Genomic DNA, 12,214 nt, shown 5'->3' on the forward strand with positions numbered 1-12,214 from the left:
CAGGGAACGGTATTTGAAGTGGCTGAGGGTTAGCTCAATCCAACGGTAACATTCGTCCTTGGAGTCCCAGCCGGGCTCCAGACAGTCTGCTTGTGAAAGGAGGCTTCTTACATCCTCCAGGGTTTTGATGAAATGGGTGTTCATGATGATTTTCATATCCTCATCATGAACGACAGTGCTGAAGTCGGCTCATTTCATGTTAGAAACCAGCCCCTTCTTCAGGCTCATTTCATATTGGAAGAGACTACAACGACAAGAAGTTCCAATTTTCAGCTATGATATGGAAATGGCAATTTCGATGTATGACTAACTGATTTACCCCAAGCCGTCAGCAAAGGATTTCTGGACTGGCTACTGTAGAGAGGCTCTGGAGTAGTTATGACCCAAACAAATAGCAATATCCTTTCTTCTGCTTGGGGTAGACAGCCAGTACAGAATAGCTGTCAGAACCTTGAAGCGTTTCAATTGTTAGTAGCCGATTTACAGGGTACGCTCTCAGGAGAGAACCTTTCCCTTCTGAGAGACCGAGCTGACAATCGTTTATACAGAGAGATTTCTGAAGCACTTCAGATGTCTCCATTTTCAGTCCGCAAAAAACTCAACTATCTACTTTCTGATATTTCGCAAAAATATTCTGCAAAACTATTTGTATGTGCCTGGGCTCTTGATCTTTTGCTAGATGCGGAAGATGGGGAGTACAGTCTCAAAAAGCTCAGCCAATATCTTCAGATCAAACAAGGTGAAGCCAAGTTTATAATTCTGATCTCTAGTCAGTTTATGAAGTATCCAGTTCAGCATTATCAGGGGCGTGTCTTTCGAGTAGTCACAACGATCAGCGAGACACCTTGAAAAAACGATATCCCCTTATCTCAACGCTATTATTCTCCATTAGCAGACTGGTTAGTTCCTGTAGCGATGGACCATACCCTCTCGTATTATCAAGCAAATGCATCTCATCAAGTTTTCGGTCAAATGAGCATTGTTTTTTATAATCTGAAAAGCTCTCATCAATCAGCTTTGACTTCCAGTATAACGGCTGTGGCTCATAGCTATCTGAAGAGTCTCCATAGCCATAATCAAAAAACTCTATCCGCCCTGCCCTCATATTGATTTTGATCCGCTCCCTTAGCATGGGTAATGGTTGATCTGTAAATCCGTCATAGGACATCAAAGTTAACTTGCCTGAACGTATATGAATTTTCACCAAATCCATACCATCGAGTTCCCCATAGAGCTGGGTAGCACAGCCAATATACAATTGCAGCTCTATTGGAAGCTGATCGATAAATTGGGTATGCAAAATCAAAGAGTGTCTGTGGTTTAAAATGCTGGCAGGTAATGCCTTGTGCGCCTGTTCGCATTGGTTTTCTATCAGCTCAGGCTTTGCCAGAGAGAACAGCAACTCTTTTGACTCATCCATGGCGTTTCGATAATTACCAAAGAAAGCTTTTATATCCCGCTTCAGTTGTTCAGGCATACTGCGGTATGGGCGGCGCTTGCAGAACATTTGCAAGGCAAAATAGATCAGCAGTTCGTCTTTTCGTTGAAGCTCAGAGCGGTTGAAATCGTCTTGCTCGTATTTTTGACAGGCCAGCTTGAAGGCTTGTTTGGGAGAGCCAAGGTATTTCTTTATGTCAGCACTGGCTTCCACCTCTTCCAACGCTGGCAACCGACCCAGTTCAAGACATCGTTCCCAAAATTGCTGTATCAGGTCTGAATGTTCTTCAATAATTTTCTGAGTCTTGGGTATGCGTACTGTTTTTTGTGAAAGTTGTCGCCAACGCTGACGACGCCTGCCTTTGTTGACAAGATAAAGTTGTTCTTCTTCTTTATCCCGGAAAACATAAAACACGCCGGGACCGACAGCTACTGGCTCCTCTTCCAGTACTTGCTCAATAAAACTTTGTAACTCAGCCTGGCTGTAATATTTCTGGAACGTGTTTCGGCTGGTTATCACACCATCTTTGTAGGATTTAAATTTTCGAATATGGGCATCACTTCCCAGCATGGCTGCTATGACCAGTAACTTGTCGGTCAGTTTCCACGCCCCCAGTAAGGCATCAACTCGTTCTTCGATATCTTCAATGACATTGATGACAAAACCAAGGTTCACCAGTTCCGCACGGATTTTTTCTCCATCCGGTCGCCAGTTGGGGTCCCAGCCCTGTGCGATGATACCATGAGCCTCTAACTCTCTCAGGTCATCGCCATGACCACAGCCATAATCAAATACAGAGAACCGACCATCAAGAAAACCATGATTGGCTAAGGACTTCATGGGAGTGGATAGATCATCACGAGAAAGAGCGGTTTTATGTCGGTCTATGGTTTGCCCTTCAGATTTCTCTACGGCAGCCGCACGAAACAATCGTCCGTCCACCAGCGTATAGCCCTTGCTTTCTAACAGGCTTTCCCATGAACGCTTAAAACCAATAGCTCTACTGTTCTCGTAGAGACCCGCTAGCTCTCCTTCCTGAGTGATATGACAGAAGTCTTCGTAATGAGGAGAATCTGGCGATACCATTAACTCCTTTCGGTGCAAAATGGGAGGATTATCCGTCTTTTGGTAGCAGGTTTCATTACACTGCTGTTTAGCGAGATCAATACTGATACTTTTACTCAGGGCTGGATAAGCATCAGATACAAATGACGGATAACTCAGAATTGTGAGCTTGTAGCTATCTCGATGAAATTTCAGAATATCCCATTCTTGCTCCTCAAGCCCCAGAGTTGCTACTTGCTGATAAGCGAACACCTGTAACTGTTCATCAACAGAGCCAAGGGCAGATTTATGGAGATAGACGGCTTTGGGCAGTTTTTTGCCAACTGATAAACCATTGACCTGCTGATGATAGTGTTCAGGACTCATAATCTCATTCTTCTGGGATAGAGTGCGGGATAAAGTGCTGAATAAAGCCGTCAACAGTGTAGCGACGAGGCTGACGCCTGCCAAATCTGGTTTGCTTCATCCAGCATATTTCTTTTTGTAGTGTGCGGGAATGGCTGACATGGATTGGTCGATCATCACCGTAGAAATAAAGCCGGTCAAATGGGCAGTTCTCTACAATCCATAATGCAACTTGTGAAGATGGCGTGTCCCGAACCATAAAGTCACAAGCCATGCCTCCCCGTTCGCAAATTCTTTTTCCTTTGGAATTCAATTCATACCCGGCATGTTGATCCAGCTTAGGGGCGATGCCTGGCAAATCATTTTTCAGAATCGTTAGGCCCAGTTTGTGACCACAGAAACCATAGGTCAGCTCCACCTTGCCAAAGTGGTCAACGACAGGATCAAGAATGTGTTGTGCAAGCTCTGCAATAGCTTCCCAGGATTTTTGTTGCTCAGGAAGGTTAGGGATAACTTCTTGCTGGTAAGTTGAGCCACAGCAAATGATATCTTTGTAGAGAAAATGGCGACTGCACAACTCATCTAACCGTGATGCCGTGATAAATAATCTCCTTTGTCCGGAATCATATGCCTGATTCCACCTCTGGGGTTCGTGACATCCCCTTTTCGTCTTGAAATCAGGTGGAAATGGCAGTGAAATACTGTTTGTCCGGAGTCTGCCCCACAATTAACACCGATATTGAAGCCGGTCACTGAGCTATCGAGCGCTTCTATTCTGTGCTTTTGATTGCGTAGTAGCTCATGTATTGCAAGCACTTCAGGGTTGTTTGGTTCAAATCAGGTTATCACATGTCACTTGGGAATGATCAGCGAGTGGAGATGACTGACTGGAAAGCGATCATAGAAGGCTATTGCTTCCTGATTCCTGTCTACCCATTGTTCTTCATGGAGGTTGCAAAATGGGCAGTCGGTTGCTTGATTCATGGCCTTTACTTTGCAAGTCATGATGACGATGTAATGATTTCAGGGTCAGCCATTCGCCAACCGATGCCGATTCGTATCCCGCAAACTATAAACACATCCACAATACTCCTGCTGATAGAAGGCTTCCTGCTTGGCCAGCTCGATCATCCGCTGGCTTCCACCCTGCTTACGTCAGTTAAACGTCCAATAGGTAATCTCCGGATATCGAGATGCAGCCCTGACGCCTGAGTCATTGATCTGACTCCATATTTTTCCAGCGAGAGATGCCAGTGTGCTGGATATCACCGGAAAGTTATACTCACTGGCATACAGAGCTGTGCGCTCAAAGCGTATATCGAAACAAGCTGTACAACACTTGCCCCGCTCAGGCTCATTTTCCTGCCCTTTCACCCCGTCGAATCAGTTATCTTTGTAATCGGCATTAATAAACGGCAGCTTCACCTTCTCGCAGAAGCGTTTGTTTTCCTCTTTGCGTAACTCGTACTCTTCAACAGGTGAATATGATTGTAGAAATAGACGGTCTGTTCAATGCCTGAAGCCTGGATGGCTAGCATGACTTCTCCGGCACAGGGGGGCGCAGTATTAGTGCAGAGCACCCTGTTTTCTTGCCCCCGCGTATGCAGAATAGGTCGATGGTATGAATCAAGATTTAACGGTTGGCCTGCCATAGTCTGCCTGCCTGATTTGAACTCGAATACTGTGGCTACAGTATGGCAAACTCAGGGGTTATCTGGCACTGAATGAGGACAACACTATTGGTTTATCCACTCTTAGGTAACTTTCGCGTTGTGATTGGAGCTGATGTTTGATTTTTCCATATTTTCGGATGGGGTATTTATTATAAAAAAGGTTTCCTTCTTTGCAGATTTCCTCGGTCCGGTTGTGACCTGTGCCTGGTTATTTCCAACCCCGTTCTTCCCTTGATTACAGGCTGTCACACCTTGGCATATTTTTATACTATCTACCTGAGTCTGTGACAGGCCGATTTGCTTGTGTACTGCCCGGGATAGGGCATATCGCCGCATGCTCATCAGCGATTCCTGATTGATGCTATAACGCCTGACTCGTATTTCTTTGCCCGTTTCCAGATCGAATTCTCCAGTGCGAATTTGGCGCTTATCAATTTCCAATCCTGCCATTCTCAACAAACGGTTAACAAAATTACAGGCGGATTTGGGACGCTGAAATTTAGCACCTTTAGCGGTGTTTTTAATCACACTGTCCGGTATCAATTTCAGCTGATTGAGCATAAAAGGGGTTTCCTGATGGTAAGCCTCAACCCTGTCCACAACCTGCTCTGCTTCTTTCTCTCTCCAGGATTGCTCATAATTCCAATCAGGAAAAAGTGGTTGTAGTAGCTCTCTATAAACCTTCACTGCGTTAGGTTCAAATCTCCTGTGGCAAATGGGTATATTTTCTTTATCCGGCTGAGGTTGATATTGACTGCCATCTGGCAAGGGAAATTGCATAAATCTCCGTAACCTTGTGAGACCTACCCGCTTCCAGAATTCAATATCTTCATCCTGTAATTCATGAGCCTTGATCCCCAACTCTTCACAGATTCGGTATCTCTCACAGATCAGTATTTCCTGCATTCGTGGTTCTACTTTATGGCTCAGTTGATCATACTGTTCCGATGAAATAACAGCAGACTTCCGAACTGCTGCCACCTCCTCCCTCTCTAACTCCACTTCAACTTCCTTCCAATGTGCGTCAAAACCACCAGACCGAGCTTCTGACTGGAAATACTCCATCGTAAACCCTCTTTCCTGCATCAGATAAAAAAGACCATTGCCGCCTAATGCTCTGAGTTTCACCTGTCGGCTTCGTTCACCTTCACAAAATCCGTCGTATTCCCCAACAGAAACCCCATCGCTATTGCGGACGTATCGTTCGGCGTATTGCAGCGCACGGAGTCTAGCCAGCCAGTCTTCATTGCCTTTTTTGGCGGGAATCATGTCGGCGACAACGGTGAACTGTTGGACAGACCGGAAACGCATGAGCATTTGCACAAAATCCGTGGGAAGGACAATGTTGTGAGAGAAACCGAACACCTGATCGAAAGGTACCTGAATGGAAATCCCTGACTGAATTGCTGGCGTGTAGATGATGACCTGGTATCGCTTAGCTTCCTGATCACAGTTTTGGAGGAAGGCTTTTTGCTCGGGTTCATTCCGGTTTTTACCGTCAAACCGCAGTAGTGATATATCAGGAAACTGTTTGCGGATTATTCTTTCCAGCTTGCCTGCATAAACCCGGTTATCTGTGGCTATTGCTATTTTTTTGCCTTGGGCAATGGACGGTAAAATCTGCTGATCAATCACAGACTTTGCACCGGTTTTTCCGGTAGCAAACTCACACACAAAATCAGCGTTCTGGCTGAATGGCATCTCATAGAACTGTATTTCTTTCTCCGGAAACCATTCTTGCAGTAGCCGAACATGATAAGACGACAAATCCGCATCACAGATAACGACGGTGGGCGTTTTCTCAATTAAATCCAGGTAACGGGCGAGCACTGAAGGGTCTTTGATATGCGGACTGGTACCCAACACCGAGATATGCTGCGAGAACTCATCCAGCAGCAAGATATCCAGATTGCCAGACTGTAAATAGCGACTGACATTGGGCGCACATAAACTGTTGATACAGGTCACAAGCCGGTTAACCGTTGGCATGAAGGACTCAGGAGTATCCAGATAACTCTCCAACCCCAGTCGTATGGAAAGTTCATGGGCAAGGGATACCAGATGAGTCACTGCCAATACTCTGTCACCCTTTTGTTCAGCAGCCATTGATAACGCAGACATTAGCTGGGTCTTCCCAGCTGCATAAGGGGCTTTGATCAGCGTAATCTTACCTTTTTCCAGAGAGATCGTTTTAGGATTGATGGCAGTGACATTTTGATAATGCTTTGCAAGAGATTTCTTTTTGCCGGCACTCAAACCGCATTCACTCTGAATCACCTGTTGTTGACGAAAACAATAACCTGTCAGCATTCTTTTCAGCTGATTCACAGTATCAGGATGAAGCAGATACGGGTTGGCAGCCTGTATCTTTTGAATAAACTGAAACTCATCACACTGAGCTGGCACTTTGTGATGAAACCGTTGGACGATGGCCTTTGCCTGAACAGCGGTACAGCACTCATTGCCTGCTTTTGCCAGTAACTTCAGGCTGCTGTGGTAATCTCCACACCCATTATCGATGGCCATTGTAACGGCTTTGTCTGGCAAGGATTTTAAGTCAACCGCTTCTATAGGTCTCCGAATATGCTGTAACTGTTGCTTAATACCGTATAGTCCGGCATCGTCACGAACATCACTCCAGTCCTCACCATATCGTTGTGGAACCACCCAGCGGAATCCACTTCGATGGCACGCCATTATTCCCGCCAGATCATGATCCAGAGCAACATTAAGCCCATTAACAAGATGCGGCCATTTTTGTGTTAGTTTCGAGACCACTGATTTAGCGTTGTTTTCACCCACAATGCAGACCACAGGCTCTCCTGTTGCCAAATACACGTTTACCGCATCGGCCATCCCACCGACCACCCAAAGATTCCCAAGAAAACCGGGTAGCTCGGCAAGAGAAAGACCAATCAGTGCGAAGCTTTCAGATACTGTCGTTCCTTTCGTAACCTTCTTATTGTCGTTTGGTCCAAAGCGATCAGGGCTCCTCTTGTACAATAGTCCTCTCGGATAGATACGTTCATAGCCAGTTACTATTCCTTCGACGTTTATAAGAGGGTATTGAAGACAATCTCCATACCACCAGTCCCGTGAATACGTTAAACCAATCAGTACACTTAACAGCTCAAAGCTCAGCTTTTTTTCTTGCAAATACCCGCTAGGGTCGTGCGCAGAAGCAGACAACCAGGACATAGCTAACAGCCTTGCCGACAATACGAGCGAATCCATGCCAGTTAGCCAGCATCACAGACAGGCACCTTTATGAGAGATGGCAGGGGAAATCGCCACCCTCACAAAAGTGTCAGAAAAATAAAAAAGGCTCTATTTCAAACCGCCAACGAGATTGATCAGGTCACTGCATCAACTACAGGGTCGGTACTGATAGTGAAAAGAAATCTTTATCAGGCAGGGGTTCCGGGACAGGTATTCAAAGTTCGCCATGATCTTTACTCTTCAGAGTAACCATGCCGAAGTCAGCTTCAGACGTTTGCTATAATGCGACAGTCTTGATGGACTTCGTACGTGCGTGGTCGTTTCGTCAAGACAGTGTGCCAGGCACACAACTCCCACCTTGGTGCAACAAGGTGGGGGTTTCTCAAGCATACGGGGTCAACCGTTCCGCTAATTAAAGCAATGATCGCTAGTAGAAGGAGGCGTTTTTTTGCTAGTGGTAAGTACCTAGCTTAAAACAAGCCGCCTTTTTGCTCCTTGTTTTAAGCTTACAGGGCTCATCTAACAAGGAATACGATATGAACGAGATCATGTTTTGTGACCCCGAGGTGCCACTGATGAACATACCTGGTTCGGTGATGGACATGCTGAATGAGAGCAATAAATCAATCCATATAATGGATAACGAACACCGTTGTTACTTTGTTAATGATTACTGGAAAAAGCTCCATCAGCTCGACAAACAAAATGTACGTGTTGAAGGACTGCCCTACGCTGCAATTCCTCACAACTCTTTTTATGTTTGCTCAGACCGTTTTGAAGAGCATGATCAGGAAGTCTTTAAAACAGGCAAGATGATCCCCAGCCTGGAGATTCATCACTACGACAGCGTTGGTGGTTGGATGGCACTATTGCTGACCGTTAAACCCATTGAAATCAGTAATAAATGCTGTGGCCTGATTGGTGAAGCCAAACCGCTCCATGAATTTATGGTGCGCAATTTCCAGAAAATGCGTAACAACATTATCAGTCCAAGAAAAACAGAAGTAGATTACAAACTATTGCTCACCAACCCTGACCGCTTACATAATGCAGAGTTCGATACGGTGTATTTGTTGATGCTGGGACTGAAACCCAAACAGATTGCCGCCAGACGAAATATTTCTGTCTATACCGTCTATTCCACTCTCGCCAATATCAAGATCCGGTTTGGACTGAACAAACCGGATGACATTGTTGAATTCGGTATAGAGCAAGGCTGGCACGATCATATCCCCCATATGTTTCGGGAAACTGAAACCACATTGCAATTAGGTAAAGCTGCACTTGGGTTCGATTATGGCGAATAAATTTCTGACAGAGACTATCGGCGTATCAACCGAGTGCGGATTGTCTATGCCTATCGCGAAGACTGGACAAGAACTACCGTATCAGCAGGGTCAATGGATGTTCTCTGTCACTGACGAATGTCAGGAAGAAATGAATATCACGATTTTATTGGGAAGCCGGGCTCGTGCTTCTGATAACAGATGTCTTGGAAATCTTCGCATACCTCAAACCCAGGGTGGTTACAGAGGGGTTCCCTGTGTCAGCTTGTCTTTTTTTATTCAGGAAGCTGGTGAATTGCTGGTATCAGCTGAAAACCTGAAAACTGGCACAATTTACCACCTCAGATCAAGCGTTAACACTTCAGATGAACCAGCGCCCTGTAATACTGATCTGGTTGAAGATATCCGATTCAAAGAGTTTGCCAGAGCGAGTATTCTTGCCAGGAAAATGATTCGCTCCAATATTATGACGCTGAAGAAACCAGATAAAATGGACGAACATTCCAGAAAAGTTAAACATCAACTGCATTCAGTGATCAAAGAGCTTGAAAAAACTATACAAGCAGGATCAGATCTACAGCAATTGCAGCTTCTGATGAATGATTTATCGCAGCTCTCTCTTCAGTTTAATTTCGCAGCCTATACCAACCCGATCAAGGCGACTTAACTCTGTCGCCCACAGGGGTTATCGATTGTGGGAGGCTTTTTCCCTCATCATAATATTCCAGGATTTTTCCGATAACAATGGCCATGCCGACACCTGATAGCCAGATCAGAATACTCTGACAAAACCACCCTTTCAGTAAGTTATCCATGAAAATGGGGTTCTGGTGTTGTATGCCAACGACTGCAAGAAGTTTGTCCAGTAAGCGGGTATAAGCCAGTTGGTAAAACAGTGCCCCACCTGTCAGTGTCGCTAAAAGATTGCTGAACAACATTCTGACATAAGGCTTACAGCTGATTCCCAGTACAGCCCGAAACACCAACAGATCAACCATCCCTCCCACATTAACAGCAGCAAAGGTGGCGACACACATATTGACAGGCAGCGAACCGAACAGGCTGAACATTAGAGAAATAGTAAAAGAGGCGATCATCATAAATGCCATTGAGTGCTTGAGCAGTAGCCCGGACTGCTCTGCATAGTGCTGCGCAAAGGATCGGCTGACATCCACCAGTGGAACCATCGTTATTACCCCAAGTGGAATCCACCAGCCTTCTCCCAACAGAAAACTCAAATCTACCTTGACCATACATCCGTACTGGCCCAGCAGCGACATGACCGAAAAAATAATCAGCCATAAGAAGAATTTCCTACCAGCTCTTGAGTGGATTAAATGATCACGCCACCGCCTCGAAGATTGTCTCGAAGAGGATAAATCCGACATGCCACATGCCACCACTCTTATTCAGATATTATTTATACGCGCGTAGTCAACAGCAACATCTGCTGCAAGAGCAGCATTGTTAATCAGCAGCTGTATATTGCTTGACGTACTCCGCCCTTCGGACAAGCTGCTCACCTTTTCCAGTAAAAAATTAGTACGGTCTTTGCCCGGTACCTGATTATTTTCAAGAGTAAGAAGTGCAGACTGGATCAGGTCGTTCATTTCTTTTGGGGAGAATGCAAATTCATCAGGCACAGGATTGGCAACGACTACACCTCCCTGTAAACCTAATGCCCATTTCCGGTGAATGAGCTCAGCAATCTCTGTTGGCGACTCAACCCTTCTATCAACCGGATATTCCGTCTCTTTAACACAGAATGATGGAAAGACATCTGTCTGGTAACCCAGAACCGGAACAGAATGAGTCTCGAGATATTCCAGAGTCAATCGCAGGTCGATAATCGATTTGGCACCGGAACAAACCACCGCCACACTGGATGTGGCCAGTTCATAAACATCCGGAGAGATATCATAAGTCAGCTGAGCATTTTGATGTACGCCCCCCATACCACCAGCTGCCACTACTTTTATTCCCAGTAAACACGCTATTGTCATTGCTGCAGAAACCGTGACAGCAGCGTATTGATTCATCCCAAGAACCAGAGGCAGGTCACGACGACTGACTTTACAAATTGAAGGAGCCTGTTGAAACAGCTGTTCAATTTCCCCATGGCTGATCCCTGCTTTCAATTTTCCGTCGATAATGGCAATCATTGCCGGTATCGCCCCTTTTGCACGCACAGCCTGTTCATACAGAAATGTTGTTTCTAGCTTTTCTTCCTGTTGCTCCCCACCATGAATAAAAGCATTGACTGTTTCCATAGCAACTACAGGCTGGTTATGCTGAAGCGCGTCCTGGACTTCAGTGCTGATGTCGATTAGTGGTCTTTGCTTGGCAACAGAACTGTCTATCAGATGATCAGGCATATTTAACACCGTTAATCGATTAAAGGATTCATCAAAATCGACCTTTGTTATTCTACAGGATGAGGACTGCTGGAAAATCAGATCAACGATCAGAAAGTAATGGTAATTGGCGGAAACTGTTAATAATCAATGCGAATTGATTCCATTGAGTTTTAGGGCAATCTCAAATAAGTAAAACCCACTAGCAAAAAAGATCCTTTATTTTTCAATAAGGTGTGCTTAAATCTTTTCGACAAAACTCTTTTCCTGTTGCACCAGGTAACAAAGAGTGCTTTTTAAACCAATACACGCACGATGATTTATGAATACTCAAGCCCTTACTCAGCCATTCGTTCAATCCATACTAGCTGTATACACTTCGAGAAGCTCACCCTCCTGACCTACTGCCTTTCTACCGTTTTTTTTATTTAACTCTCAGAATTTACCCGTAACCATTTCTATTTGCCAAGCAGTATCCTTTTTATGGAACGGGCGGGAGCTTGTCTAATGCTGCAGCCTATCTCTAAAAACAACATCCACCACAGCTTACCCTCAGATGCACCTCATACTAATAACTGGTATTTACTACGGGTAAAAGCTAAGGAACCTGCGAATAAGTCCCTGATCATGAGATAATAATCTCAGCAGCTTGATCAGAGGTAGTCATGGACCAACAACTCTCTTTTTCCGACAGTGAATTCAGCCAGAAGCGACGCAGAACTCGTAGGGAAATTTTTCTTGAAAGAATGGAGGTTCTGATTCCATGGAAACGCTTAGAGGCCGTAATCGAGCCCTATTACCCTAAGCGTGGCAACGGAAGACCTCCTTATCCTC

The 12,214-nt window shown here is 45.1% G+C and carries 12 protein-coding genes; 5 read left to right on the top strand and 7 right to left on the bottom strand.

The window, feature by feature from the left end:
* Positions 1-378 precede the first annotated feature (378 nt).
* Positions 379-849, top strand: coding sequence for a hypothetical protein (locus tag WG89_RS26720; RefSeq protein ID WP_062270704.1), 471 nt, complete (start codon positions 379-381; stop codon positions 847-849).
* Here the strand turns inward: WG89_RS26720 and WG89_RS26725 are convergent.
* Genes WG89_RS26725 through WG89_RS33080 form a run of 3 tightly spaced genes read right to left on the bottom strand, consistent with a single transcriptional unit; the run spans position 833 to position 3,664 of the window.
* A complete protein-coding gene (locus tag WG89_RS26725) occupies positions 833-2,869 on the bottom strand; it encodes a DNA phosphorothioation-associated putative methyltransferase (RefSeq protein ID WP_062270705.1) in 2,037 nt (678 codons plus the stop codon). The two genes, WG89_RS26720 and WG89_RS26725, sit on opposite strands and share 17 nt — an antisense overlap.
* Before the next feature lie 4 nt (positions 2,870-2,873).
* Positions 2,874-3,425, bottom strand: a complete 552-nt coding sequence (locus WG89_RS26730; RefSeq protein ID WP_062270706.1) for a hypothetical protein — start codon at positions 3,423-3,425, stop codon at positions 2,874-2,876.
* Between the two features lie 5 nt (positions 3,426-3,430).
* Entirely contained in the window at positions 3,431-3,664 is a 234-nt protein-coding gene (locus WG89_RS33080) for an HIT family protein (protein ID WP_079254079.1), read from the bottom strand.
* 33 nt (positions 3,665-3,697) lie between these two features.
* Here WG89_RS33080 and WG89_RS33205 point away from each other — a divergent pair, with 33 nt between their 5' ends.
* A complete protein-coding gene (locus WG89_RS33205) occupies positions 3,698-4,060 on the top strand; it encodes a hypothetical protein (protein ID WP_422652214.1) in 363 nt (120 codons plus the stop codon).
* On the opposite strand, the gene WG89_RS33210 is transcribed toward WG89_RS33205, so the two are convergent.
* Together WG89_RS33210 and WG89_RS26740 are read right to left on the bottom strand one after the other, a co-directional pair.
* Entirely contained in the window at positions 4,004-4,222 is a 219-nt protein-coding gene (locus WG89_RS33210; protein ID WP_422652213.1) for an epoxyqueuosine reductase QueH, read from the bottom strand. The genes WG89_RS33205 and WG89_RS33210 overlap by 57 nt on opposite strands.
* A 380-nt stretch (positions 4,223-4,602) precedes the next feature.
* Positions 4,603-7,755, bottom strand: a complete 3,153-nt coding sequence (locus WG89_RS26740; protein ID WP_153301852.1) for a plasmid replication protein, CyRepA1 family — start codon at positions 7,753-7,755, stop codon at positions 4,603-4,605.
* 521 nt (positions 7,756-8,276) lie between these two features.
* Between WG89_RS26740 and WG89_RS26750 the strand changes: the two genes are divergently transcribed.
* Positions 8,277-9,047 (top strand): helix-turn-helix transcriptional regulator, encoded by a 771-nt coding sequence (locus WG89_RS26750; RefSeq protein ID WP_062270709.1) that lies wholly within the window; start codon positions 8,277-8,279, stop codon positions 9,045-9,047.
* A complete protein-coding gene (locus WG89_RS26755) occupies positions 9,037-9,693 on the top strand; it encodes an Hsp70 family protein (RefSeq protein ID WP_153301853.1) in 657 nt (218 codons plus the stop codon). The genes WG89_RS26750 and WG89_RS26755 overlap by 11 nt, the downstream gene beginning before the upstream one ends.
* Here the strand turns inward: WG89_RS26755 and WG89_RS26760 are convergent.
* Together WG89_RS26760 and WG89_RS26765 are read right to left on the bottom strand one after the other, a co-directional pair.
* Complete coding sequence (locus WG89_RS26760; RefSeq protein WP_153301854.1) at positions 9,680-10,279, bottom strand: hypothetical protein; 600 nt, start codon at positions 10,277-10,279, stop codon at positions 9,680-9,682. The genes WG89_RS26755 and WG89_RS26760 overlap by 14 nt on opposite strands.
* Positions 10,280-10,435: 156 nt before the next feature.
* Positions 10,436-11,401 carry a pseudouridine-5'-phosphate glycosidase gene (locus WG89_RS26765; protein ID WP_062270712.1) on the bottom strand — a complete coding sequence of 322 codons (966 nt, stop codon included), beginning with the start codon at positions 11,399-11,401 and terminating at the stop codon, positions 10,436-10,438.
* 644 nt (positions 11,402-12,045) lie between these two features.
* Between WG89_RS26765 and WG89_RS32420 the strand changes: the two genes are divergently transcribed.
* Positions 12,046-12,214, top strand: a 169-nt coding sequence (locus tag WG89_RS32420; RefSeq protein ID WP_062260605.1) for a transposase, incomplete at its 3' end; no start/stop codon positions are given.

The sequence above is a fragment of the Endozoicomonas arenosclerae genome (genome assembly GCF_001562015.1).
Lineage (GTDB): Bacteria > Pseudomonadota > Gammaproteobacteria > Pseudomonadales > Endozoicomonadaceae > Endozoicomonas_A > Endozoicomonas_A arenosclerae.